A 25252-nucleotide genomic window follows, 5' to 3' on the forward strand; every position below is an offset into this window, starting at 1 on the left:
GACCAACATGCATCATCATCTCAACACCCTCTATCAGGGTCAGTCTCTGAGCCGTGAAAGTACCCGCGACGCCTTCGGCCAGGTGGTACGTGGCGAAGTGGATCCCATAGTTCTCGCCAGTTTATTGACCGCCCTCAAGATCAAGGGGGAGACCCCGGAGGAGATCGCCGGTGCCGCCGAGGCCCTCTTGGCAGAAGCGCGCGACTTCCCGCGTCCGGACTATGAATTTTGCGACATCGTCGGCACCGGTGGCGATGGCCTCAACACCATCAACGTTTCCACCACCTCGGCACTGGTCGCCGCCGCCTGCGGCCTGAAAGTGGCCAAGCACGGCAACCGCTCGGTCTCGAGCAAATCGGGTTCGAGTGATCTGCTCGACAAGATGGGCATCAAGCTCGACATGAGCCCGTCACAGGCGCGCCGCTGCCTGGATGAGCTCGGCATCTGCTTCCTGTTCGCCCCCCAGTACCACGCCGGGGTGCGCCACGCCATGCCGGTGCGCCAAGCCCTCAAGACCCGCACCCTGTTCAACGTGCTGGGGCCGCTTATCAACCCCGCTCGCCCCACCTATCAGCTGATGGGGGTCTATGCCCCCGAACTGGTGCGTCCCATTGCAGAAACCCTGCTGGCACTGGGGCTGAAAACCGGTATGGTGGTGCACGGTGCCGGGCTGGATGAAATCGCCATCCACGGCCCGACCCAGGTGGCCCAGATCCGTGACGGCGAGATCCGCGAATTTATGATCACCCCGGCTGACTTTGGCCTCGAGACCTATCCGGTCAGCGCCATTCAGGGCGGCGAACCGGAAGAGAACCGCGCCATCACCGCCGCCATTCTGGAAGGGCATGGCACCCCGGCCCACAACGCCGCCATCGCAGCCAATGTGGCGCCGCTGCTGCTGATGGCGGGCAAGGCGAAGGATCTCAAGAGCGCGGCGGCCGAGGTACTGGCGGTGCTGGCGAGTGGCAAGGCAGCGGATCTGGCCGCCCGGCTGGCCACTTTGAGCCATCAGAACGCGGGTCATCAGGAGGCATGATGTCAGCCACCATGCCGCACAGCAGTCATTCAGAACGCCCACAGGGCAAGAGCCAGTTTCGCAAGGATAACGAGATGTCAGACCTTATTGCCCCCCATGCTTTTCTGAACATGACCTCCATCAGCCAGACCATCCTAGGCAAGATCGTGGCGGCCAAACAGGAGTGGGTTGCCGCCCGCAAGCTGGCCCAGCCGCAGGAGAGCTTCCAGAGTGCGCTGACCCCCAGCGATCGGGATTTCGTCGGCGCGCTCAAGGCGGGCTCCACCCGCTTCATTCTGGAGTGCAAGAAGGCCTCCCCCTCCAAGGGCTTGATCCGCGACGATTTCAGCCCGGAGGCGATCGCCGACATCTATGGCAAATACGCCACCGCCATCTCGGTGCTGACCGACGAGAAGTTCTTTCAGGGGGATTTTGCCTTTTTGCCGCGGGTGCGCAGCCGCGTATCGCAGCCGGTGCTCTGCAAGGATTTCATGATTGACCCCTATCAGGTCTATCTGGCCCGCCACTATCAGGCAGACGCCATCCTCTTGATGCTCTCCGTGCTCACCGACGAGGGCTATCGCGCCCTGTTCGCGGTGGCCAAGGAGCTGGGCCTGGGCGTGCTCACCGAGGTGAGCAACGAGGAGGAGCTGACCCGCGCCATCGCGCTGGGGGCGCCGGTGATTGGCATCAACAACCGGGATCTGCGCGACTTGAGCGTCGATCTCAACCGCACCAAACAGCTGGCCAAAGACATTCCAAGCGATCGGGTGGTGATCAGCGAATCCGGCATCAACCACCGCGCTCAGGTGGCGGATCTGCGCCACCACGCCAAGGGCTTTCTGGTGGGCTCATCCCTGATGGCCGAGCCGGATCTGGAGGCTGCGGTGCGCAAGCTCACTCTGGGCCAGAACAAGGTGTGCGGCCTCACCCGCGCCGAGGATGCCGCCGCCGCCCATCAGGCGGGTGCGGTCTTCGGGGGTCTTATCTTTGTTGCCAAAAGCCCGCGCTATGTGGACATCCCCGCCGCCCGCGCCGTGATGGTGGGCGCGCCGCTCTCCTACGTCGGGGTATTTCGCAACGCCCAGCCCGCCACCATCGTCAAGACGGTGGAGGCGCTGGGGCTCGCCGCAGTGCAGCTGCACGGGGATGAAGATGCCGCCTATATCGAGGGACTGCGCGCGCTGCTGCCGGCTGGCTGCCAGATCTGGAAAGCAGTAGGTGTCACAAGTGGCGAGCCGCTGCCCGCCCTCGACTACCCGGCCGATCGGCTGCTGCTCGATACCAAAGTAGGCAGCCAGAGCGGTGGCACCGGTCAAGCATTTGACTGGGCCATGCTGGCCACGCTCGACAAGAGCAAACTGATGCTGGCGGGCGGCCTTAATCCCGACAACGCCCTGCAGGCGGCGCAAGTGGGCTGCCTCGGCCTTGATTTCAACTCCGGGGTAGAGAGTGCCCCGGGCCAGAAGGATGCGCACAAGATTGCAGCCGCCTTCGGCGCACTGCGCCAACTGTGAAAAAGCGCTGCGAACCAGCTAAACACATGCACCAAATGAATGAATCGCTTAAGCCTATAAATACAAGGAATAGTCTATGACCCTGCTCAACCCGTTTTTCGGTGAATTTGGTGGCATGTATGTGCCCCAAATCCTTATCCCGGCCCTGCTCCAGCTGGAAAAAGCCTTTGTCGACGCCAAGGATGATCCGGCCTTTATCGCGGAGTTTCAGTCGCTCTTGACCGAGTATGCCGGTCGCCCGACCCCGCTCACCCTGACCCGCAATCTGACCAAGGGCACCAAGACCCGTCTCTATCTGAAGCGTGAAGATCTGCTGCACGGCGGCGCCCACAAGACCAACCAGGTGCTGGGTCAGGCGCTGCTGGCCAAGCGGATGGGCAAGAACGAGATCATCGCCGAGACCGGCGCCGGTCAGCATGGCGTCGCCACTGCGCTGGCCTGTGCCCTGCTCGGCCTCAAGTGCCGGGTCTATATGGGGGCCAAGGACTGCGAGCGCCAAAAGCCCAACGTATTTCGCATGAAGCTGATGGGCGCCACCGTTATTCCGGTGCACTCCGGCTCGTCCACCCTGAAAGATGCCTGCAACGAGGCGCTGCGCGACTGGGCCGCCAACTACGAGTCGGCCCACTACCTGCTCGGGACCGCCGCCGGCCCGCACCCCTTCCCCACCATCGTGCGGGAGTTCCAGAAGATGATCGGCGAAGAGGCCAAGGCCCAGTGCTTCGAGAAGGAAGAGCGACTGCCCGATGCGGTGATCGCCTGTGTCGGCGGCGGCTCGAACGCCATCGGCATGTTTGCCGACTTTATCGATGAGCCGTCGGTGCGCCTTATTGGCGTCGAGCCGGGTGGTCACGGTATCGAGAGTGGCGAGCACGGCGCGCCGCTCGGTCACGGCAGCAAGGGGGTCTTCTTTGGCATGCACTCCTACCTGATGCAGGACACTCAGGGCCAGATCCAGGAGTCCTACTCCGTCTCGGCGGGGCTCGACTTCCCCTCCGTCGGCCCGCAGCACGCCCATCTGGCCGCCATCGGCCGCGCCGAGTACCCCTCGGTGACCGACAAGGAGGCGCTGGACGCCTTCCAGGAGCTGGCCAAATCCGAAGGCATCATCCCGGCGCTGGAGTCCTCCCACGCGCTGGCCCACGCCCTCAAGATGGCCCGCAGTGAACCGGAAAAAGAGCAGGTGCTCATCGTCAACCTCTCCGGCCGTGGCGACAAAGATATCTTCACCGTCGCTGACATCTTTGAAAAAGAAGGAACCTTGTCATGAACCGTTACGCACAACTCTTCTCCCGTCTGGACGACGCCAATCAGGGCGCCTTTGTGCCGTTCGTGATGCTGGGTGACCCCACTCCTGAACTCTCGCTAGCCATCGTCGATGCGCTGGTCGCAGGGGGCGCCGATGCCCTCGAACTTGGCATTCCCTTCTCCGATCCGGTAGCGGATGGCCCCACCATTCAGGGCGCCGCCCTGCGTGCCTTTGCCAGCCACACCACCCCGGATGACTGCTTCGAGCTGCTTGGCCGCATCCGCGCCAAGTACCCACAGTTGCCCATTGGCCTCTTGGTCTACGCCAACCTGGTCTATGTGCGCAAAATTGACGGCTTCTACGAGAAGTGCCAGCAGGCTGGCGTAGATTCAGTGCTGGTCGCCGACGTGCCGGTGCAGATGTGCACCCCCTACAAGGCGGCCGCCGACAAGTTCGGTATCGACAGCATCTTTATCGCCCCGCCCAATGGTGACGCCGAGACCCTGAAACAGGTGGCGGAGCTTGGCAATGGTTACACCTATCTGGTGAGCCGCGCGGGCGTCACCGGTGCCGAGACCAAGGCCGGCATGCCGGTGGAGGGGCTGATCAATACCCTGCGCGAGTTCAACGCTCCCCCCGCCCTGCTCGGCTTTGGCATCAGCGAACCTGCTCAGGTGCGTGAAGCCATTGCCGCTGGCGCCGCCGGTGCCATCTCCGGCTCCGCCGTGGTGAAGATAATCGAGACCCACCACCAGAACCCGGAGCATATGCTGACCCGCCTGAAAGAGTTTGTGGAAGGGATGAAGGCCGCGACCAATCGCTAAGGTCGGGTTGGGGTCAGATGTCCGTGGCCCTGAGTTATCAGTTCACATAACCACGCCATAACCATGAGAAAGGGAGCCAGACCGGCTCCCTTTTCTTTTTACCCCCTCTCCCTCTGGGAGAGGGCTGGGGTGAGGGAAGTCTACGTCAACCCTATTTGCTCACATTGAACACTACTAATGACTAATTTATTGATCCAACATAGATTCCTGCCAAAACACGCTTCTCAACGCGCTACCCTCCCCCTTAAGATACCCGAATGACAATCAACCTCTCGGAAGAACGCCATGACAGCGATTGTTGCTATCTCGCAGGTTAACAGCAGCAAACTGGGGGCTGTCACTCAGGGGCGGTAGCGTGGTTTTTACAGGTTGGCGCAGCGTGTAGCAAAGCCCAACTGGCGAGCATTATTGCGCCAACCGGATCGGGATAAAAAAGATGTGGTAGATCGGTAAAAAAAATTTACAGATATATTCTCGGTAAACGTTGGGCTTCACTTCGTTCAGCTCCAACCTACGATTTTTAGCCCAACATACGCGATGGTAATATTTTTATCGTCGTAACTATCAGAGCAGGACTGAGTTATACGGAAGGCTATGCTATTGAGTTAGTATCGTCTTACATCTAATCACCGTTATATTATTAAATAGAAGTATAAAATGAGTTTAGATTTGCACTTAAAAGAAGAAAAGAATAAGATTATTAAAAAAATCCAAGAAGCTAATTACCCTAAGCAACATCCATTCTTAGATGATAAATTTGAGGGGGATTTTTATCATCTTATTTTATCTATTTTTATGAAGTTCACTAATAGTGAAGTAATAGTAGATGATCTGATATTTAAAAAATTAAATGGGAAAGTCGCAGGAAAATATGACCACAATAGATTTCAAGAAGGGATTGGTGAGTTTAATGTTCTTTATTATCTTTTTTGTTGTTTTTTATTAAAAACTAACAATGATAATGTTGCACTGAAGGGCGTATACTATGAACCGCCAGCATTTGTAAAAGATAAAACTCTTGAGTATGCTCTTGACTTAAAGCTTGGAAATGGTTCTGCTTTAGTCGCTGTCGAAGTTAAAACTATTGAAACAGCACCTGAATATCGTGAAGAATCAAGTTTGAAAATCGGTTGCAAATATATAAAGCCATTTTTTAGCGGTGTTTCTCTAGATCATTTATCGGAAAGAGACGATTATAACAACCTAACTTTATTAAAGGCTTCTACTCACTATCGGCAATTATCTAAAAATATAAAAAAGATAAATAAAAAATTCCGTTATGATACAGCTGTTATAAATCTTGGAGTCGTTGTTTTTCAATATGCAACCAGTATGGATGAGTTGTTTTCATACTTATACCACCCTGTGAATGGCATTTATATAAAGAACCCAGAACACTTTGAAAACTTAGATGCATTAGTATTCTTTTCTTTAACCCCCACTCCTGATTTGATGTTTAGTGATCTATATGAAAAGAACCATGTATTAACTATGCGCCTCACAAATGAAGATTGGAAAATATATATGCTAGACTTTTTAAGATTAGATAATTATATTTTCAAAAATAATGTAGTGGAGGATTGGGTGCTACCATACGTTGAAAAAGAGTATGGAATTTTTGAGTATCGACTAGCCAATGGATTGCTATTCTTCATTAATGAAGAAGATGACATTGAAAAAGCTGATAAACATGCTGAAGAATTGAGTAAAAAAATGAAAGGGTTGTGATAACTAAAAAAGATAATGGTGATAAAATAAAAATATAACAAACATTAGGAACCCTGTCTTTTCGAGCAAGACATATCATAGCCAATACTCAAGAAGATGGAAGAATAATCTTTATGGCGGTAATTAAGGCTGACCTGAGCCGGTTGAATCACAACCACCGTCACCAACTTATCGTCGGTCAAAAGGATTTATATGATAGAACCTATAGTTTATATTAGTCCTGCATTTCGAGGAGGACTCATTCCTTCTGATTTATTTAGAACAGAAGCAACAATTATGTTTGATGTTTCTTGCGACATGGTCATACATGGCGGAATAATATTCCATATAGAATATGAAGAATTCATTCTCTCCCTAAGCTTTCAAAATAATTCAATCGTATTCCAAAGAAATGATACCGTTTCTGTTTTAGAACTTAACGAGTTTATTTATCTCTCTGCTGATATCCGAACATTTGTTATTTGGTCAACTTCAAGCATCACCCTTAACTGTGGAATAAATAGAGAGCCCCGCAAACATTATGAGATAAAAACAAAATCTGTCGCCCCACCTGTCGAACTTTTACGCTGGGCAAGAAAGAATAGTCTTTTAAATAAAGACATCTATCATTCAGAGGAGGAGTTTCGGAACAGGGTATATTCATCTTTATCATCTATCAACGATAAAATCAGCGAAGCTAATGCATATAAATCATTTTGGAATATCGAGTACAAAGGGCAAAAAATAATATCTAGAAAACCCAAAATAGAGGTTGACTTACAGCCAGTCATTCACTGTATGTTGTCTGATCAAATGCTATTAAGTAATATCGAAATCATTCCAGAATATGGTGCTGGCGTTGGTAATATCGATTTTGTTTTAATCGCATCAGTCAAAGATCGTGGAATGGTAAGGCTCTGCGTGGAATTCAAACTAGCTCACTCTAAAGATCTAGCTCATGGTCTCATTCAACAACTACCAGCATATATGGCTTCTACAAAATCTAAATATGGTGCTTACTGTATTTTGAGTTTCAAAGGTGAGTGGTTCGACAAGCCAAATATTGGCGATGATATAGACATCCAAGATCATGTAAATAAAATTAGCATTAGGGATAACAGCCCAGTTTTAGATAACATAAGAACATTTATTTTCGACATGACAAAACCTATAACAGCCAGCAAAATTTAATCATAAAAAAGGGCTCACATTTTTAAGATAAAATCAGGCCCCCACACCCGCCATCCCATCAATACCAGCATCAATACAACCCCCGGCAGCCAGACCCAGTAGAGCTCGGAGAGGATCACCGCTTCACCTCGAGCGGTGAGATAGGCCTCCTGCTTGAAGGGGGCGACCCGGATCACCTGCCAGGGGGCGAAGAAACGCTCGTCCCGCCACGGCCAGAGCCAGACAACCCCCTTGCCGCCGGTGGTGAGCGAATCGAGCAAGCTGTGGGAGAGCAGAGAGACCAGCAGAAACGACCAGACAGTGGCAGCGCGGGCCCTTAACTGGCGGTGAAACAGCATGGCCAGCGTGGGCAGGGCAAAGGCAAACAACAGGGAGTGGGTAAAGCCGCGGTGACCAAAGACATGGCCGTAGGCGACCCCCAGTTTGAAGGCGAGCACATCGGCATCGGGCAGCATGGCAATCGCAACCCCAGCGAGCAGCAGGCGCGGCGGAATGATCCGGCTACCAAACCCGAGCCCAAGGCAGAGAGGGACGGCGGCGTGAGTGACGATAGTGGGCATAGAATAAAGCTCCAACTGAAAACATGATCCTACCCTACCCCCGCTCGGTGAAGTGAAGGTGAAGTGCAATACTGCTCTGCAGACAGCCCTCTCACAACCCCTCTGCCATCTCCCAACTCCTCCCTAGCCACCTTTTCTGTTCTAAAAAGTGAATATCTCTACACTTTTATATCGCAAACAGCACAGAGATTATCAAAAGTGCACCATCGTACACTTTTGGTTGCTGTTTGCTCTTACCATGAGTTAAGGTGTAATAACCTACACTTTTTCCGTATTCATGATGACAGACGCACCATTGCCAACCGACCCGAAAGCACTGGATCCCGCCTCGCTGGGGCTGGCGATCCGCGAGAGACGCAAGGCCGCCAGGATGACACAGGAGGTAACAGCCTCACTGTGTGGCATCTCCAAGAAGACCCTAATCAAGATTGAAAAGGGGGGAGATGTCTACCTCTCGACCCTGCTGCAGGTGATGAACGCACTGGGACTGCGCTTGCAGCTGGTGCAGGAAGCAGGCTCACAGGTAACGAGCGATAACAGCCAACCAGAGGTCGCTGATGATGAGTGGTTCTGAGCGCCATCGGCTTGAGCTCAGGCTGGGTAGCCAGCTGATCGGTCATCTTGAATATGATTCCCAGCAGGATGTGTTTCAGCTCGGCTATACACCAGAGTGGCAAACGCATGGATTCCCACTATCGCCGCCGCTGGCGCTGGATGGCTCGGCCAGCAGCGCGCAGATCCGGGCGTATCTCGGCAACTTGCTGCCAGAGAATCGCGGGCTGGATCATCTGATTGAGGCACTATCCGTTTCGCGCAGCAATCTCTTTGCCCTGATCCACGGCATCGGTCGCGATGTCTCCGGGGCAGTCACCTTTGCCCTGCCCACAGAGCCCGACGTCCCCACCCGGTTTCGCCCCATTACCCCGGAGGAGCTGTTGCTGCGACTCGAACAGCCCGAGATCTGGCCGCTGGAGGTCTGGGATGGCCGCCCCCGACTCTCGGTTGCGGGTGTGCAAGCCAAGCTCAACTTGCTGCGAATCGAAGGGACGCTGGGATTTGGTGAGGGCGAGCTCTGTTCCACCCACCTCCTCAAGTTCGAGCATCACCCTCATCTGGTGATCAATGAATTCGTAACCATGCGGCTGGCGGCGTTGTTGGGCATGCCGGTAGCACAGGTCGAACTGCACAGGGTCGGCCAAGGCGATAAGTCCCACCGAGGTTTGCTTGTAGAACGGTTTGACCGGCGCCTCGATGAAGATGGCTTGAGGGTTCGCCGTCGCCACATGATCGATGCCTGTCAGGGGTTGGGGTTCCCCGTCACCCGAAAATATGAACGGAACTTCGGTGACAGTCGGGATGTGGCACATATTCGGGAAGGGGTGAGCCTGCCACGGCTGTTCAGCCTCAGCGCTCTCTGTGTCAATCCGGCGCAGGCCAGATTGAACATGCTGCAATGGCTGATCTTCAACCTCTGCGTCAACAATCACGATGCCCACGGCAAGAACTACAGCTTCTTCGTATCAAGAGCAGGGCTAACGCCGACCCCTTGGTACGATCTGGTCAATGTGGGGCTTTACCCCGAGTTCAACCAGCATTTGGCCATGGCCATCGGCGACGAGTTTTCCCCCGAGGCGGTCAACGCATGGCAGTTGCTGGATATGGCCGAAACGTGTGACCTGCCCAAACGTCTGTTGCAGCAGACCTTGCACAAGATGGCTAATGACATCCTCCTTCATCTGAATGCCGCCATCGCCATGGTTGAGACAGACAATCCCGCCGAGCAGGCTTATCTGGCACGCTACCGGGATAACGTTGAGCAGCGCTGCCACCATTTTCAGGAGCAGGCTGCGCAGTTACCCACTCTGGAGCTGTAACCAACTCAACAAAAAGACCCCCTCTTGCCAAGCGGCAAGAGGGGGTCTTTGTTTCTGCCGCATACTAACCGGCTATTGCCTCACGCCATCAGGCCAGCGAGACAAAGATCCCGGCCAAGGTGGCGCTCATCAGGTTGGCCAGGGTCGCCGCCAGCACCGCCTTGAAGCCCATATTGGCCACATCGTGACGGCGCTCCGGTGCCATGGTGCCAATGGAGCCAAGCTGCACTGCAATGGAGCCCAGATTGGCGAAACCACAGAGGGCGAAGGTGATGATGATCTGGGTGTGGGCACTCAGATCGGCCTTGATATTGGCAAAGTCCAGATAGGCGACGAACTCGTTCATGATCACCTTCTGACCAATCAGGGAGCCTGCCGCCATCATCTCGCTGGCGGGCACGCCAATCAGCCAGGCCACCGGAGCAAACAGATAGCCCAGCAACTGCTGCAGGGAGAGATCGGCCCAGCCGAACCACTCGCCAACGGTGGTGAGACCGGCGTTGATCATGGTGATGACGCTGACAAAGGCGAGCAGGATAGTGCCGATGGCTACGGCGATCTTCATGCCGCCCATGGCACCGCCCGCCAGCGCGTCAATGGCGTTGCTGTAGTCACTCTTGTCGAGGGTGATCTCGGTCTGATCGCTCACCTGCTGCTGCTCCGGCACCAGCAGTTTGGCCATCAGCAGGCCACCCGGCGCAGCCATAAAGGAGGCGGCAATGAGGTATTTAAGATCCACACCCAGACCGGCGTAACCGCCCAGCACCGAGCCCGCCACCGAAGCCATGCCACAGGTCATCACCGCAAAGAGCTCGGAGCGGGTCATACCGGCGAGGAAGGGACGGATCAGCAGCGGCGACTCCCCTTGCGACAGGAAGATATTGCCGGTGGCCACCAGGGATTCGGCGCGGCTGGTGCCGAGCAGGCGATGAATAGCGCCGCCCAGTACCCGGATCACCCACTGCATGATGCCGAAGTGGTAGAGCACGGCGATCAGCGCGCTGATAAAGATCACCAGCGGCAGCACCCGCACGGCGAAGATAAAGCCGTTGCTGGCGAGATCGCCAAACACGAAACGGATGCCGCTGTCGGCAAAGCCGAGCAGGGCGGAGACGCCATTGCTCATGGCACCGAGCATGATTTGTCCGGGGGGGAAATAGAGCACCAGCGCAGCAAAACCGGTTTGCAGGGCGAGCGCACCCAGCACGGTTCGCCAGCGGATGGCTCGGCGGTTTTCACTCGCCAGCCAGGCGATAAACATCAGGGCCAGCATACCGACCAGACTCAATAACAGTGTCATCTTGCACCTATGAAGAGAGGAGTTTCATATGGCAAGTCTGCAGACAGGCGTCGCGGGCGATCCGGCGGGAGAGGTGCCGACCCACGCGACACGCAGACCACAAACCTACAGGTTAGTGGCGGGTCCCATCCTGGGGTCATTCACGTTCCGGGTGACAGCATGTATCGGGTGACGCCAGCGCCGTCGCAGGGGGAGATGCGGCCGGGTGGCAGGTCGGGCGGCGATGGTACAGTGATCATCGTCACAGAAAAAGCGGTAAAACGATTGGCTGGAGTAACTTTTTCAACTTGTTCACACAACGAAACAGGGCCAGCGTGACGCTGGCCCTGTTTCAATCCGTACTTGAGTACTCAGATGATTACTTGAGGCGCTTGCCGCTCGCATCCACCACCTGCTCGCCATCCTCCTTGGCGAAGGCCCCTTTTTGCTGATCGGGCAATATATCGAGCACCACTTCCGACGGACGGCACAGTTTGGTGCCAAGCGGCGTGACGACGATGGGACGGTTGATGAGGATGGGATGAGCCAGCATGGCATCGACCAGCTCATCATCGCTGAAACGATCTTCCGCCAGCCCGAGCGCCTCGTAGGGGGGCACGTTCTTGCGCAGCAGAGCCCGCACCGGCATGGCCATGGCGGCGATCAGCGCCACCAGCTGGTCACGGGAGGGGGGCGTCTCCAGATAGTGGATGACCGTGGGTTCCACGCCGCTGTTGCGGATCAGCTCCAGGGTGTTGCGGGAGGTACCACATTCCGGGTTGTGATAGATGGTGATTGCACTCATTTGCGTGTCTCTCATGAATCAAGTGAATAGAAAATGGATAGCATCAGTTGACGGCCAGCTGTTAGTGGCCATCAGTTAACGGCTCAGCCCCGCTTCGTACCAGGGTTTGCTGGCGTTAACCACCCGCACCACCAGCAGCATGACCGGCACCTCGATCAGCACGCCAACCACGGTGGCGAGCGCCGCGCCGGAGTGAAAGCCGAACAGGCTGATGGCGGCGGCCACCGCCAACTCGAAGAAGTTGGAGGCGCCGATCAGGGCTGAAGGACAGGCGACCGAGTGCTTTTCCCCCACCTTGCGATTAAGCCAGTAAGCCAAGCCAGAGTTGAACAGCACCTGGATCAGGATCGGCACCGCCAACAGGGCGATAACCAGCGGCTGCTCAATGATGGCGTTGCCCTGAAAGGCAAACAGCAGCACCAGAGTGAGCAGCAGGGCCGCCACCGACCAAGGCTGGATGCGGGTCATAACGCCGTCAAAATGGGCCTCTCCCTTTTTCAGCAAAGCCTTGCGCAGCAGTTGGGCGATGATCACCGGGATGACGATATAGAGCACCACAGAGGTGAGCAGGGTATCCCACGGCACTATGATGCTGGAGACTCCGAGCAGCAGCGCCACCAGCGGCGCGAAGGCAAACACCATGATGAGGTCATTCACCGCCACCTGCGACAGGGTGAAGTAGGGATCGCCGTTGGTGAGGCGACTCCAGACAAACACCATGGCGGTGCAGGGTGCCGCCGCCAGCAGGATCAGCCCCGCCACATAGCTGTCGAGTTGATCAGCCGGCAGCCAGTCAGCAAACAGCACGCGGATAAAGAGCCAGCCGAGGAAGGCCATGGAGAAGGGCTTGACCAGCCAGTTGATAAAGAGGGTGACGCCAATTCCCTTGAGGTGTCCCTTCACCTGATGCAGGGCGCCGAAGTCGATCTTGAGCAGCATGGGGATGATCATCACCCAGATGAGCAGCCCCACCGGCAGGTTGACCTTGGCCACCTCCATGGCACCGATCGCCTTGAAGAGATCCGGCAACCCCTGCCCGAGGCCAATTCCCACCAGAATGCAGAGGGCGACCCAGGCTGTCAGATAACGTTCAAAAAAGCCGATGGCAGGCACGGCCTTGGCATCACATGTTGCAGACATGACAGCTCCCGATGCGGCGCAATCCCGCATCTTCTAAAGATTCAAAAATGGTGTAATTCAAGCCGCCCCGGCAGCGGGCCGGGCGGCGATTCAATGGTGCCGGCAGAGGCGGCGCAGGGCATCGGGCCCCACCGGCTCCTCGGCGAGTAGCGGTACCACGGCGTAGCGGCTGGCATGTTGCTGCTCGACCGCCTCGATATGGGGCAACTGGCGCTCGGCCCGCAGTTGCAGCAGCGGCGAGCTGACCGCGGCTTGCTGCAAGCTGTGGTTGATAAGCCAGCCCCAGGGCTCGATGCCCGCGCGGCGCAGATCGGATTGCAGATTGGCTGCCTCCTGCACTGGCGTCGGCTCGGGCAGCGTCCCAATCAACACCTTGGTCTGTTTGGGATCCTGCAACTGCATCATGGGGGTGTTGAAGTGCAGCCCCTTGTTTCCCATCTGGCGAGCGATCTCCCTGTGGTAAGCGCCGGTGGCGTCGAGCAGCAGCAGGGTGTGGCCGGTGGGGGCGGTATCCATCACCACGAAGCGCTTGCCCGCCTCGCGAATGATGCGCGAGAAGGCCTGAAACACGGCGATCTCCTCGTTACAGGGGGAGCGCAAGTCCTCCTCCAGCAGCGCCCGCCCCTGCTCGTCCAGCGCAGCCCCCTTGGTGGCCAGCACCTGAGCACGGTAACGCTCGGTCTCGGCGTGGGGGTCGATGCGGCTCACCTCCAAATGGGGCAAGCTACCTGCCAGCGTCTCGCCGAGGTGCGCGGCGGGATCCGAGGTGGTGAGGTGCACTGGCAGGCCACGACTGGCTAGTTCCACCGCCACGGCGGCCGCCAGCGTGGTTTTGCCCACCCCGCCCTTGCCCATCAGCATGATGAGGCCGTGACCGTCGGCGGCCAGCTCGTCCACCAGCGAACTCAACTCGGGCTGGGCTGGCAGATGAGCTGACGTTGCCAGTGATACATGCGCACCAGCATCCTGTGGTTGCAGCAGCTGGCGCAAACTGTCGAGCCCCACCAGGTTGGTGGCCAGCAGCGGGATATGATCCTGCGCCAGCCCCTTTATCCCCTGCGGCATCTGGGCGAGAGCCCGTTGTTCACGCAGCCAGAGCGCCATTGCCAACGGATCTCCGGCAATGGCCCCCTCAGGGAAGAGGCCATTGATCACCAGTTGCTGATTCAGCAAGCCGATGGTGGCCAGCTCCTCGTGGGTGCGAGCCACTTCTCTCAAAGTGGATTGCTGGGCGCGCGCCACCAGCACCAACCGGGTGCGAGCAGCATCGGCCAGCGCGGCGACCGCCTCGCCATACTGGCTGCGCTGTTTCTCCAGCCCCGCCAGCGGGCCAAGGCAGGAGGCATCCCCCTTGCCCTGCTCCAGAAATTCGCTCCAGGCTCCCGGCAGTTGCAGCAGCCGGATGGTGTGGCCGGTTGGGGCCGTATCAAAGACGATATGGTCATACTCGGCCAGCAACGTTTGATCGGTCAGCAGCGCGGTGAACTCGTCAAAGGCGGCGATCTCGGTGGTGCAGGCGCCGGAGAGCTGCTCCTCGATACTGCGCACCACGCTCTCGGGCAACTTGCCGCGCACCGGCCCGACAATCCACTCCCGATAGGCTTTGGCTGCCGCGGGGGGATCTATCTCCAGCGCAGACAAACCGGGCACAGCGTCGATGGCGGTGACGCGATTGCCGATCTCGGTTGCAAACACCTGCCCCACATTGGAGGCGGGGTCAGTGCTCACCAGCAGCACCCGCTTACCGGCATCGCAGAGGGCCACCGCACTGGCGCAGGCCAGCGAGGTCTTGCCTACCCCGCCCTTGTCGGTGAAGAAGAGAAACGGCGGTGGATTGGTCAGAAAATGGTACATAGCCTCTCCCGAATGGTGCGTCACAACTCAGCAGCAACCGCTGCCAGAGCAGCTGTCGCCCTTGACGATCCCCTTGATGGCCGCTTGCGGCGCAGGCAGCCCGGCATAACGGGCCAGCTCACTGCGGCTCGGGTAACGGCCGGTCAACACCACCTGCCCCTCCACCAGCACCAGCGGCAACCCCTCCTCCCCGGCGTGGGTCAGAAAAGCGCTGACGGCAGGTGTCTTGGCAAATTGCATCGGCTGCTGGGCCAGATTGAAACGCTCGATGGCAACTCCCTGATCCTTGGCCCAGGCTAGGTCGGCAGCGAAGGTGACCAGTGCCTGATCAACCTCGGAGCCACAAACACCGCTGGAGCAGCAGAGGGCGGGATCAAAAATCTGAATGGAGGACATGGCATTACTCCTTGTTGCAGCAGGGCTGCGCAGGCAGAACATGGGGGGAGCAGGCTGACTCGGCACGCATCAGGCCGCACGCCTCGGGATGACCGGCACAGCACTCCTCGGTGAGGTAGGCGATCACATCCAGCATCAGGGGGATATTGGCGCGGTAGCGCAGAAAGCGCCCCTCCTGCTCCACTGACAACAGACCGGCATTGAGCATCGCCTTGAGGTGAAACGAGAGGGTATTGGGGGCAATATCGAGTTCGCTGGCCAGTTCGCCCGCGACCCGCCCCTCCAGCCCGGCCTTCACCAACAGCCGCCATACATCGAGCCGGATGCCGGATGCCAGCGATTCAAAGACCTTGGTGGCCGTCTCTTTGTTCATAGTTGCCTCTCGTTGGATGCTCTTTTATTTCAACTATACAAGAATTATTGAAATGATCAATTTGCAGACTCTCATTTCGCCATGATGCGAGGGAAGAGCAAGGAATCGGGAGGAGAAGCAGGGAGGGGATTGCTGTGGGTAAAACAGAGACGCCCTCCGGCAGGGAGGGCGTCAACCAAGGGTCTGCAACAGACTCTTACTTGGTCACGGGAACAGCGTTGAAGGTGAGCAGGGACGCCTTGTTGGCGTCGCTCAGAATCAACTGGTTGCCGTTGATGGTGTAGGTGGCCACCTTCTCCAGCTTTTGCAGGAACTCGGTCTCTTTGTTCATGGCATCGCCGATGCACATCATGCGAGTGGAGCCCATGGCCCCCAGCGTCAAGACACCGTCACCCTGCTTGGTGATACCGCCAAAATAGCGGTTGCAGCCGCCCTTGCCCGCCACCTTGCCGTCAACAACTTGCAGGGTAAAGGTATCGCCGGTGGCACCTTGCAGTTGCCAGCCGGATGCCTGCAGTTGAGTCATGGTAGAACCGGTCGCCATGGCGCAGCCTCCCAGTGCCAGCGCGGCCAGCAGAGTCAGTTTCTTGTTCATGGATTCACCTCTTAATGATTGGACTCATCAATACGGCAGCCTGTTTAACATGCTCAGCGCCTCAGCCAAAGCGATTTATTGTGATCAAAGTTCACTTAACTCCGCTCTGGCATGTGCCATGCTTGTGCCATGCTTAAGCTCAGTTCCGGACCCAGGGAGGGGAAAAGAATGACCAAGGCGCTTCTCATCACACTGCTCGCATCCTGCACCAGCGTGGCCGCTCAGGCTGCCGACTGGGATCTCTTCAAGCAGCCAGCCGATCCCTCACTCTATGTCAAAAGTTACTCCGGGGTACTGCTCAACAGTCAGAGCCATCACAGCGACAGTTTTGATCTCTGGCTGGTCAACAGCGGCTATCAATATCCGGTGATGGATGATGTCAGCCTCTTTATGGAAGCGGGGCCGGCGGTCGCGGATCAGAACCGCCAATCAGGTTTCAACATGAGCTCAGGAGTACGCTATCAGCTCTCCCCCGCCTTCAATGTCGGCAGCCAGATCCGCCATCTGGAGCTCAATCAGGGCAGCACCCTGCTGGAGCTCAACTCCAGCCTGCTGCTGACCCCCAGACTCTCCCTTACCGCCAATTACGGCGTCAGCACCTTTAAAGCCGATCAGGCGCTGAGCCTGGGTGTTGGTTTCAACTTCTGAATCAGATCAGCGGCGTGGCACTCACCACCACGCCGTTGCGATCCGCGTAGATGTAATCCCCTTCATGAATGGTCACGCCGGCAAAGTTCACTACGGCGCCAAGCTCGCCCTGCCCGCGCTTCTCGGTCTTGACCGGACAGGCCGCCAGCGCCTTGACCCCGAGCGCCAGTGTCGCCAGAGTGCCCACATCCCGCGCCGCACCGTGGATCAGGATCCCCTCCCACCCCTGCTCCACCGCCTTGATGGCCAGTTGATCACCAAGCAGAGCCCGGCGCAGTGACCCCCCCCCGTCGATCACCATCACCTTGCCCTGGCCGGGACGATTCACCAGCTCCCGCACCAGACTGTTGTCCTCGTAGCAGGAGAGGGTCACGGCGCGACCATAGAAGATGGCCTTGCCACCGAAATCGTGAAAACAGGGTTCAGCCACTTGCAGCATATCGCCGTGCTGATCGCAGAGGTCGGGCAGAAGATCCAGCATGATTTGATTCCTTTCAGATGCATGAAGATGTTCATTCTTTCATCAACAATCGGCTCTGACAATCCAGAAAGCAGCGATATCTCCCAGACAAACTGCTGATTTATCGCTTAATACCGGCACCAGCCAGAGCTGTCCCTTTTCGATCCAGTAGATGGCGTTCTGGCCAAAGCGGGCAGCCAGTGCGCAAGCCTCTGGCAGGGGCAGCGCCACGGCGAGCGAGGACTCGCGCCAGCTTTCGTCCGGTGCCGCTCCCCACACAGGGCCAGCCATATTGACGCCCGGCATGGACTCCAGATGACGCCAAAGTGCCCGCTCGCGACGCCGGTTGCGACGCTCTCCGACCCATTGACTGGCAGGATTCCAGGCTGTAACGATGGCAAATTCGGGCCAGGAAGGCATTCCAAATGGCGCTAAAAAGCAAATTTTCTTGTAGTTTTCCCACAAAATCATGTCAATCACATGTTACATTCCATTACATTTTATAGGGGCGAAAACCCGGTTAAGGCCAAGTATGATGCTGTTGTGCCACGGTTTGACCTATATCAAAACAGAGTTAAAAAGTTGCTATCTGACGGCAAAGGGTGTTGTTATGCTCCTGTTAACTGATAAAATGCGGCAACTTCGTAATGGATGACCTTTCCAGGCTTTGCTCGAGTAGTCTTCTCGGGAACCTATAAGTGGCACAGGGATATTTGCCGATACTGATGCCAAATTCACACTATGCCGACCTGACCTTCATACCCAGGATGACGTAATTAATTTTCAGGATCAGTCAGGAAATCGGCTTGAAACGCCAAGAAGTGTTAAATTTAAGATAATTAACTGATAAGAATCTGGGAATACTCATGCAAACACCACACATTCTGATCGTCGAAGACGAACTGGTCACTCGTAATACCCTGAAAAGCATTTTCGAGGCAGAAGGCTACATCGTACTCGAGGCCAACAACGGCGACGAGATGCATCAGGCCCTCACCTCTCACACCATCAATCTGGTGATCATGGACATCAACCTGCCGGGTAAAAACGGCCTGTTGCTGGCCCGCGAGCTGCGCGAGAACGACAACATCGCCCTGATGTTCCTGACCGGTCGCGACAACGAAGTGGACAAGATCCTGGGTCTGGAGATCGGCGCCGATGATTACATCACCAAGCCGTTCAACCCCCGTGAACTGACCATCCGTGCCCGCAACCTGCTGAGCCGCACCATGAATGTGGCTGCCGGTGGCGAAGAGAAGAAGCTGGTCGAACGTTACCTGTTCAACGGCTGGGCGCTGGATATCAACAGCCGCGCACTGGTCAGCCCCACCGGCGACATGTTCAAGCTGCCGCGCTCCGAGTTCCGTGCCATGCTGCACTTCTGCGAAAACCCGGGCCAGATCCAGACCCGTGCCGAATTGCTGAAGAAGATGACCGGCCGCGAGCTCAAGCCCCACGACCGTACCGTCGATGTGACCATCCGTCGTATCCGCAAGCACTTCGAAAGCGTCAACGATACCCCGGAGATCATCGCCACCATCCACGGCGAAGGTTACCGTTTCTGCGGCGAGCTGGAGCAGGAGTAATTCCGCACCGCTTACCCATCCGAAGAGGCGCCTGTGGCGCCTTTTCTTTTTTCCGGCTCCCGATGCGCCATGAAGAGTGGCAAAGAGAAGCAAATAGCGGACAAACAAAAAGCCCACTCGCAGGAGTGGGCTTTTTGCGTTGAAGCTGGAGCGGGCAGCGGGAATCGAACCCGCATCATCAGCTTGGAAGGCTGAGGTAATAGCCATTATACGATGCCCGCTTGGCATCTGAAATTTGGAGCGGGTGATGGGAATCGAACCCACGTATGCAGCTTGGGAAGCTACCGTTCTACCATTGAACTACACCCGCGTCAGGGCTCCTACTATATGCATTTTGCCGGTGAGCGCAATGCCGTCCTTGCCACTTTTTTCAATAAATCAATCTGTTCGGACAAGGATTGAACAGTCGGTTGCTTTTTCAAGCAAACATTTTCAACACAGATAATTTACAAGGTTGCCAAGGCCAAACGGCGAGGATAGTCTTGCGCCACTCGACGCGAGGATGGTGGTAATGGATAAAAAAACGCAAAAACGTCTCTATGGCTGGTTGCGCACGCAATCGAGTCACGGTCGCCGCTGGATCACGATTTCCATCGCCTTTGGCCTGGGTCAAGGCATTCTGATGGTGGCGCAAGCCTGGCTGCTGGCGACCCTGTTGCACGGCTTCATCATTGAGGGCAAACAACCGGAACAGTCCATCCCCTTATTTATTACCCTGCTGCTGGTAACCCTCGGCAAGGCGGCACTCGCCTATGGCCGCGAAGTGGCCAGCTTCAAGGCCGGCAGCGCGGTGCGCCAGACCATCCGCCAGCTGGTACTCACTCGCTTAAGCCGTCTCGGCCCTGCCTATATCCAGCGTCGCCCGGCCGGCAGCTGGGCCAGCCTGCTGCTGGAACAGATTGAAAACATGCAGGATTTCTTCTCCCGCTATCTGCCGCAGATGGCCATCGCGGTCTTTATTCCGGTAGTCATTCTGGTAGCCGTATTCCCGGTCAACTGGGCGGCGGGCTTGATCCTGCTGGGTACCGCCCCTCTGATCCCCATCTTTATGATCCTGGTTGGTGTTGGCGCCGCCGATGCCAACCGCCGCAACTTTCAGGCGCTGGCTCGTCTCTCCGGCCACTTCCTCGATCGCCTGAAGGGGCTGCGAACCTTGCAACTCTTTATGCGTACCCAGGCTGAAGGTGACGCCATTCGCGACGCCTCGGAAGATTTTCGCGAACGCACCATGGAAGTGCTGCGCCTAGCGTTTTTGAGCACCGCCGTATTGGAGTTCTTTGCCGCCATCTCGGTCGCGCTGGTCGCCGTTTACTTCGGCTTCTCCTATATCGATCACCTCGATTTTGGCCACTATGGCAGCAAAGTTACTCTCTTTACCGGCCTGTTCGTGCTCTTTCTTGCCCCCGAGTTCTACGCACCGCTGCGCGAACTGGGTGCCCACTACCATGCCAAGGCACAGGCCATCGGCGCTGCCGAACAGCTGCTCGAATTCCTCGAAGCCGAGGTGAGCGAGCCAGCCGCAGGCAGCACCCCTTTCCACGCCGACAGCCCCATCAAGGTTGAGGCCAAAGGTCTGGAAGTGCTAAGCGCCGAGGGCAAGGTGCTGGTCGGCCCCATCGACTTCACTCTTGCAGCCGGTTCACGCACCGCCCTGGTCGGTATCAGTGGCGCCGGCAAAAGCTCGCTGGTCAACGCCCTGCTCGGCTTTGCCCCCTATCGCGGCGAGCTCAAGGTGAATGGGCAGGAGCTCGCCACCCTCGATATGAGTCAGTGGCGCCTGCAACTGGGCTGGCTCTCGCAAAACCCGCAACTGTTCCACGCCTCTCTTCGCGACAACCTGCTGCTGGCCAAGCCAACAGCCAGCGATGCCGAGCTGGAGGATGCCCTGAAACGGGCGCAGGCATGGGAGTTTGCCATGGAGAAGGGGTTTGACTATCCGGTTGGCGATCAGGCAGGCGGCCTCTCGGTCGGTCAGGCCCAGCGCCTCGCACTGGCGCGTACCCTGCTCAAGTCAACCCAGCTGATGGTGCTCGATGAACCGACCGCCAGTCTGGATCGCCACTCGGAGCGGGCCATCATGACCACCCTTGAAGAGGCGATGGCCAACCAGACCCTGCTGATGATCACCCACCGCCTCGACCAGCTCGGCCAGATGGATCAGATCCTGGTGCTGGAGCGCGGTCAGCTGGTGGAACAGGGCAACTTCCAGCAACTTTGTCAGGCAGAGGGGCCATTCGCCCGGCTGCTCTCCCAACGTTCCGAGGGCTCTCTCGATGACTGATCTCTTGCCGTTTCTGCGCCTCTACCGTCAGCACTGGCTCAGCCTCTCCCTCGGCCTGCTGCTGGCACTGGTCACCCTGATTGCCGGGATGGGGCTGCTGTCCCTCTCCGGCTGGTTCCTCTCTGCCGCCGCCGTTGCCGGGATGGCAGTCGCCAGTCGCGACAGCTTCAACTACATGACGCCGGCTGGCGGGGTGCGCTTCTTCTCCATCATCCGCACCGCAGGTCGCTGGGGTGAGCGAGTAGTGAGCCACGATGCCACCTTCCGGGTTCTGACCCGGCTGCGGGTCTGGTTCTGGCAAAAGCTCTCGCCACTCTCCACCGGTACGCTGGCAGGCTTTCGTCAGGCGGATCTGCTCAACCGGCTGGTGGCCGACATCGATGCGATGGATCACGTCTACCTGCGCCTGCTCACCCCCATCGGTGCCGCGCTGCTGGGCACGGGCGCCATGGTGCTGTTCCTCTCCCTGTTCGATAGCCGCCTCGCCCTGACCCTTGGCGCCATTCTGCTGTTTGGCATGATCGCCCTGCCGCTGGTGTTCTACTTCCTCGGCCGTCGCCCCGGTCAGGCACTGATCGCCGAAAAGGCCAGCCTGCGCACCCGCATGGTGGACTATCTGGATGGTCAGGCCGAGTTGCAGATGTTTGCCGCCGCCCCCAAGGCGCTGGGTGAACTGCAACAGGCCGAGCAGGCACTGCTCGCCGCCCAGGCCCGCATGGCCAAAGTGAGCGGGCTGGCCAACTTCTCGGTGCAACTGCTGAGCGGCTGGACCCTGACCCTGATGCTCTGGATGGCAGGCCACGGCGTTGCGGGCGCGGCTCCCGATCCCGTTACCGCCCTGATGGTATTTGCCACGCTGGCGAGCTTCGAAGCGCTGATGCCGCTGGCAGGCTCCTTCCAGCACCTCTCCACCAGCCTCACCTCGGCACGCCGCCTGAACGAGATCCTGCAGGAAGCCAAAGCCCCCGAGTGGGGCAGCGAGCAGGCTCACGCCAGCCAGGGTGCCCTGCAGATCAATGACCTCTACTTCGGTTATCCCGGCAATCCGCAACCGGTGCTGCGCGGCTGTACCCTGCAACTGCACGCAGGCGAGAAGCTGGCGCTGCTGGGCCAGACCGGCTGTGGCAAATCGACCCTGATGGGCCTGCTGACCCGTGAGTGGAGCCCTCAGGCGGGCAAGATCCTGCTGGGTGGCAAGCCGCTGACCGACTACAGCGAAGGGGCGCTGCGCGCCTCCATCTCGGTGGTGAGTCAACGGGTACACCTGTTTGCCGATACCCTGCGCGGCAACATGAAGCTGGCAGCACCGACTGCCACTGACGAACAGCTGGTCGAGGTACTGACCCGGGTTGGCCTTGCCACCCTGCTGGAAGATGAGGCGGGTCTGGATGCCTGGCTCGGCGATGGTGGCCGCCCGCTCTCCGGTGGCGAGCGCCGCCGCATCGGCATCGCCCGCGCCCTGCTGCACGATGCGCCGCTCTGGCTGCTCGATGAGCCGACCGAGGGGCTCGACAGCCAGACCGAACGGGAGATCATGGCGCTGCTGTTCACCCTGGGGGCCGACCGCTCCATGCTGCTCATCTCCCACCGTCTGCTGGGACTGGAGCAGATGGATCGCATCGCCCTGATGGAAGAGGGGCAGATCCGCCTCTGCGCTCCCCATCAGGAGTTGCTGGCAGATGAGTACTATCGCAGCCTGCATCAGCGGCTGGCACCGGTCTGATATCCGCCTGATGGCGGTCACACCCTGACATTCGGGGTCAAAACGGGGCTGGCCGCCACAGGCGACTGGCCCCTATAATGGCCCCTCATTATTCAACAAGATGCCGACATGGAGCGCCTGCGCCTTTCTACTGTCCTCATCACCGACACAAGATACGAGATGATGAAACGCCTGATCCTGATGATGCCCCTGATTGCCTCCGGCTGTGCCAACTACGCCTTCAACAGCAATCTGGATAAAGAGAACTTCGACGACTACTTCAAACCCGGTAGCGTGCGGATTTACGAGCAAGCTCAGCTGGCCGATCTCAACTACCTCTACCTCGGCACCGTCGAGGGGGAATCGTGCCAGGCCGATGCCAAGCAGCCGGTGCCCAACGCCGGTGAGGCGCGCACCCTGGCTCGCCGCCGCGCTGCCGACATGGGCGGCAACGGCGTCACCTTCGACAAGTGCAGCGAATTCAGCGATACCCCCGGCTGCCTGAAGCAGGTCATCTGCTACGGTCAGGCGCTGAAAGTGGCTGAAGAGAAGTAACGACTCATGGCGCTCGCCATCGTCCGTCTCGGCTCGCCCCGCCTCCCCGACGAGGGGCTGCGGATCGGCACGGTACGTCGCCCGCCCCGCGGCGTATCAAAGACCGAGTTTGCCAGCCAGAACTGGTATGACGTCTGGTTCCCCAACCTCGCCCCTAGCAGCGAAACCATGAAGCTGGGGCAGGCCGCGGAGACCCCGGCCCAGTGGGCTGCCTTTGGCAAGGCGTACAAGGCGGAGCTGGCAACCCCGGCAGCCAAACACGATCTGGCACTGCTGGCCGCCCTCTCCCACACCACCAACCTGTCGGTGGGTTGCTACTGCGAGCAGGAGTCCCGCTGCCACCGTGCCATTTTGCGGGAGTTGCTGGCGGCCGCAGGTGCGAACATCCGCTAACACTCACGTGCTTATGCCAGTAAAAACAAGAGGGCATCATTACGATGCCCTCCTGTTTTCAGGTATTGCATGGCGCGCCAGTTCGCTATGCGTTATCGCACCTGCTGGCGCAGCAGCATCTCTTGATCAATGGTCATCCCTTCGGCCACCGCCGCATCCGGCGTCCGTGCCAGCCACTCGGCCAGATCAGCGGCCGTCTCCTCCAGCGGCCGGAAGTTGAGACCGTGCACGATGGCCGCCTCGGCGCTGATGCGGCCATAACCGGCATACTCCGGCAACATATTGGGCAGCAGGGTCGGATAGCTCAGCCAGGGCTCGACCCCGGCCGCCAGCAGTGCTGGCCAGGGCACCCAATCAGCCTCTATGGGGGAGGCAACTCCCACTCTCGCCGCCAGCCGCTCGACCCAATCTGCCAGCGCAATGCCCGGCTTGACCAGATTGAAAACTCCCGTCAACTGCTGCTCGGCGGCCCGCAGCACAAACTCGGCGCAGTCGCGCACATCCAGATATTGCAGTCGATCCTGCCCCTCCCCCGGCAGCAGCCAGCGCCCGCCCTGCTGCACCCGCTTCACCCACCAGGCCATACGGCCGGTGTGATCATGGGGGCCGCACAATACGCCCGGGCGCAGAATGCAGAGTCGCTCGCCCCAGCGGGCGCGATACACCTCTTCGCACAACACCTTGAGCGGGCCATACTCCTCGGGCTGCTCTCCCCCACCGATGACATGCAGGGGCGCCGATTCGTCCATTCCGGGTTGGGCAAAGTCGCGATAGACGCTGATGGTGGAGATAAAGATGAGCCGCTCGCAGCGCCCGAGCAGGGCCGCCGACAGGCTCGCCGCCTGCTCTGGCCGATAGCAGCAGGTATCGATAACGAGATCCCACTGCCGCCCCTCTCCCTGCAGCGCACCCAGATCGCCATTGCGATCGCCGATGAGCTGTACCAGCTCCCACCAGTCAGGATGCTGGTGATGGCTGCGATTGAACAGGGTCACCTCGTGACCCCAATCGAGCGCCAGCGCAGTCAGGTGGCGCCCCAAAAATCCGGTGCCACCGATAATCAGCAGTTTCATCCCTCTCCCTCCCCATCCGGCTTACTGTTGCGGTCTTCGCACCGTGGCGAGCCAGCACCGCTCCTCCTGTTTGTCCCACCCTACGCAACTTGGCGCCAAGGCACAGCCCTCGATATACCGGGATGGGACGGGGATCACGGCAGCAGGCGGCGAGGGCGCCGCACGGGGAAGCCTG

25 protein-coding genes and 2 tRNA genes are annotated in these 25252 nt (G+C 58.1%); 14 read left to right on the forward strand and 13 right to left on the reverse strand.

Annotated elements, in window-relative coordinates; all coding sequences use genetic code 11:
- Positions 1 to 7 precede the first annotated feature (7 nt).
- The 6 genes from trpD (at position 8) to AAHA39_RS04775 (ending at position 7503) form a co-directional block, all read left to right on the forward strand.
- A complete protein-coding gene (trpD, locus tag AAHA39_RS04750) occupies positions 8 to 1036 on the forward strand; it encodes an anthranilate phosphoribosyltransferase (RefSeq protein WP_182927532.1) in 1029 nt (342 codons plus the stop codon).
- The gene (gene trpCF, locus AAHA39_RS04755; protein WP_320657132.1) at positions 1036 to 2532 is read left to right on the forward strand and encodes a bifunctional indole-3-glycerol-phosphate synthase TrpC/phosphoribosylanthranilate isomerase TrpF; all 1497 of its coding nucleotides are present in this window, start codon (positions 1036 to 1038) and stop codon (positions 2530 to 2532) included. The genes trpD and trpCF overlap by 1 nt, the downstream gene beginning before the upstream one ends.
- 76 nt (positions 2533 to 2608) lie before the next feature.
- Entirely contained in the window at positions 2609 to 3802 is a 1194-nt protein-coding gene (gene trpB / locus AAHA39_RS04760) for a tryptophan synthase subunit beta (RefSeq protein ID WP_150999066.1), read from the forward strand.
- Entirely contained in the window at positions 3799 to 4605 is an 807-nt protein-coding gene (trpA, locus tag AAHA39_RS04765) for a tryptophan synthase subunit alpha (RefSeq protein ID WP_182927531.1), read from the forward strand. The genes trpB and trpA overlap by 4 nt, the downstream gene beginning before the upstream one ends.
- Positions 4606 to 5262: 657 nt before the next feature.
- Complete coding sequence (locus AAHA39_RS04770) at positions 5263 to 6333, forward strand: hypothetical protein (RefSeq protein ID WP_182927530.1); 1071 nt, start codon at positions 5263 to 5265, stop codon at positions 6331 to 6333.
- Between the two features lie 192 nt (positions 6334 to 6525).
- The gene (locus tag AAHA39_RS04775) at positions 6526 to 7503 is read left to right on the forward strand and encodes a hypothetical protein (RefSeq protein ID WP_182927529.1); all 978 of its coding nucleotides are present in this window, start codon (positions 6526 to 6528) and stop codon (positions 7501 to 7503) included.
- A gap of 14 nt (positions 7504 to 7517) precedes the next feature.
- Here AAHA39_RS04775 and AAHA39_RS04780 read toward each other — a convergent pair whose 3' ends face one another.
- A complete protein-coding gene (locus AAHA39_RS04780) occupies positions 7518 to 8063 on the reverse strand; it encodes a metal-dependent hydrolase (protein WP_182927528.1) in 546 nt (181 codons plus the stop codon).
- A gap of 277 nt (positions 8064 to 8340) precedes the next feature.
- On the opposite strand from AAHA39_RS04780, the gene AAHA39_RS04785 reads away from it, so the two are divergent.
- Positions 8341 to 8637 carry a helix-turn-helix domain-containing protein gene (locus AAHA39_RS04785; RefSeq protein WP_182927527.1) on the forward strand — a complete coding sequence of 99 codons (297 nt, stop codon included), beginning with the start codon at positions 8341 to 8343 and terminating at the stop codon, positions 8635 to 8637.
- Positions 8621 to 9937, forward strand: a complete 1317-nt coding sequence (locus AAHA39_RS04790) for a HipA domain-containing protein (protein WP_182927526.1) — start codon at positions 8621 to 8623, stop codon at positions 9935 to 9937. The genes AAHA39_RS04785 and AAHA39_RS04790 overlap by 17 nt, the downstream gene beginning before the upstream one ends.
- An 88-nt stretch (positions 9938 to 10025) precedes the next feature.
- On the opposite strand, the gene AAHA39_RS04795 is transcribed toward AAHA39_RS04790, so the two are convergent.
- The 7 genes from AAHA39_RS04795 to AAHA39_RS04825 form a co-directional block, all read right to left on the reverse strand.
- Entirely contained in the window at positions 10026 to 11237 is a 1212-nt protein-coding gene (locus AAHA39_RS04795) for a NupC/NupG family nucleoside CNT transporter (RefSeq protein WP_071911985.1), read from the reverse strand.
- A 358-nt stretch (positions 11238 to 11595) separates the two neighbouring features.
- Complete coding sequence (gene arsC / locus AAHA39_RS04800; protein WP_182927525.1) at positions 11596 to 12021, reverse strand: glutaredoxin-dependent arsenate reductase; 426 nt, start codon at positions 12019 to 12021, stop codon at positions 11596 to 11598.
- A gap of 75 nt (positions 12022 to 12096) precedes the next feature.
- On the reverse strand, positions 12097 to 13161 hold the full coding sequence (gene arsB, locus AAHA39_RS04805; protein WP_042080992.1) for an ACR3 family arsenite efflux transporter: 1065 nt from the start codon (positions 13159 to 13161) through the stop codon (positions 12097 to 12099).
- 90 nt (positions 13162 to 13251) lie between these two features.
- The gene (gene arsA / locus AAHA39_RS04810; protein ID WP_320657400.1) at positions 13252 to 15015 is read right to left on the reverse strand and encodes an arsenical pump-driving ATPase; all 1764 of its coding nucleotides are present in this window, start codon (positions 15013 to 15015) and stop codon (positions 13252 to 13254) included.
- A 27-nt stretch (positions 15016 to 15042) separates the two neighbouring features.
- Positions 15043 to 15411 (reverse strand): arsenite efflux transporter metallochaperone ArsD, encoded by a 369-nt coding sequence (arsD, locus tag AAHA39_RS04815; RefSeq protein ID WP_320657401.1) that lies wholly within the window; start codon positions 15409 to 15411, stop codon positions 15043 to 15045.
- Positions 15412 to 15415: 4 nt separating this feature from the next.
- On the reverse strand, positions 15416 to 15784 hold the full coding sequence (locus AAHA39_RS04820; RefSeq protein WP_182927522.1) for an ArsR/SmtB family transcription factor: 369 nt from the start codon (positions 15782 to 15784) through the stop codon (positions 15416 to 15418).
- A gap of 196 nt (positions 15785 to 15980) precedes the next feature.
- Positions 15981 to 16379: an META domain-containing protein gene (locus tag AAHA39_RS04825; protein WP_182927521.1), complete on the reverse strand. Its 399-nt coding sequence runs from the start codon at positions 16377 to 16379 to the stop codon at positions 15981 to 15983.
- Between the two features lie 168 nt (positions 16380 to 16547).
- On the opposite strand from AAHA39_RS04825, the gene AAHA39_RS04830 reads away from it, so the two are divergent.
- A complete protein-coding gene (locus tag AAHA39_RS04830; RefSeq protein WP_182927520.1) occupies positions 16548 to 17027 on the forward strand; it encodes a hypothetical protein in 480 nt (159 codons plus the stop codon).
- Between the two features lies 1 nt (position 17028).
- On the opposite strand, the gene AAHA39_RS04835 is transcribed toward AAHA39_RS04830, so the two are convergent.
- Both AAHA39_RS04835 and AAHA39_RS04840 read right to left on the reverse strand, forming a co-directional pair.
- Positions 17029 to 17508: a putative 4-hydroxy-4-methyl-2-oxoglutarate aldolase gene (locus tag AAHA39_RS04835; RefSeq protein WP_041208276.1), complete on the reverse strand. Its 480-nt coding sequence runs from the start codon at positions 17506 to 17508 to the stop codon at positions 17029 to 17031.
- 42 nt (positions 17509 to 17550) lie between these two features.
- Positions 17551 to 17958 carry a DUF3293 domain-containing protein gene (locus AAHA39_RS04840; protein ID WP_082035435.1) on the reverse strand — a complete coding sequence of 136 codons (408 nt, stop codon included), beginning with the start codon at positions 17956 to 17958 and terminating at the stop codon, positions 17551 to 17553.
- Between the two features lie 395 nt (positions 17959 to 18353).
- Between AAHA39_RS04840 and arcA the strand changes: the two genes are divergently transcribed.
- A complete protein-coding gene (gene arcA, locus AAHA39_RS04845) occupies positions 18354 to 19073 on the forward strand; it encodes a two-component system response regulator ArcA (RefSeq protein WP_005338193.1) in 720 nt (239 codons plus the stop codon).
- Between the two features lie 146 nt (positions 19074 to 19219).
- Here the strand turns inward: arcA and AAHA39_RS04850 are convergent.
- Both AAHA39_RS04850 and AAHA39_RS04855 read right to left on the reverse strand, forming a co-directional pair.
- A tRNA-Gly gene (locus AAHA39_RS04850) sits at positions 19220 to 19294 on the reverse strand.
- 15 nt (positions 19295 to 19309) lie between these two features.
- Positions 19310 to 19383, reverse strand: a tRNA-Gly gene (locus tag AAHA39_RS04855).
- Between the two features lie 201 nt (positions 19384 to 19584).
- Here AAHA39_RS04855 and cydD point away from each other — a divergent pair.
- From cydD to AAHA39_RS04875, 4 genes are all read left to right on the forward strand, one after another.
- Entirely contained in the window at positions 19585 to 21354 is a 1770-nt protein-coding gene (cydD, locus tag AAHA39_RS04860) for a heme ABC transporter permease/ATP-binding protein CydD (protein WP_104015347.1), read from the forward strand.
- Positions 21347 to 23077 (forward strand): heme ABC transporter ATP-binding protein/permease CydC, encoded by a 1731-nt coding sequence (gene cydC, locus AAHA39_RS04865; RefSeq protein ID WP_320657193.1) that lies wholly within the window; start codon positions 21347 to 21349, stop codon positions 23075 to 23077. The genes cydD and cydC overlap by 8 nt, the downstream gene beginning before the upstream one ends.
- A 162-nt stretch (positions 23078 to 23239) precedes the next feature.
- A complete protein-coding gene (gene rcsF / locus AAHA39_RS04870; RefSeq protein ID WP_033113362.1) occupies positions 23240 to 23611 on the forward strand; it encodes an Rcs stress response system protein RcsF in 372 nt (123 codons plus the stop codon).
- Positions 23612 to 23617: 6 nt separating this feature from the next.
- Positions 23618 to 24004 carry a DUF488 domain-containing protein gene (locus tag AAHA39_RS04875; protein WP_320657194.1) on the forward strand — a complete coding sequence of 129 codons (387 nt, stop codon included), beginning with the start codon at positions 23618 to 23620 and terminating at the stop codon, positions 24002 to 24004.
- A 92-nt stretch (positions 24005 to 24096) separates the two neighbouring features.
- Here AAHA39_RS04875 and AAHA39_RS04880 read toward each other — a convergent pair whose 3' ends face one another.
- Positions 24097 to 25077: an NAD-dependent epimerase/dehydratase family protein gene (locus tag AAHA39_RS04880; RefSeq protein ID WP_320657195.1), complete on the reverse strand. Its 981-nt coding sequence runs from the start codon at positions 25075 to 25077 to the stop codon at positions 24097 to 24099.
- Between the last annotated feature and the right edge of the window lie 175 nt (positions 25078 to 25252).

This window comes from Aeromonas sp. SE22 (assembly GCF_038739755.1).
In the GTDB taxonomy this organism is placed as follows: Bacteria; Pseudomonadota; Gammaproteobacteria; order Enterobacterales; family Aeromonadaceae; genus Aeromonas; species Aeromonas jandaei.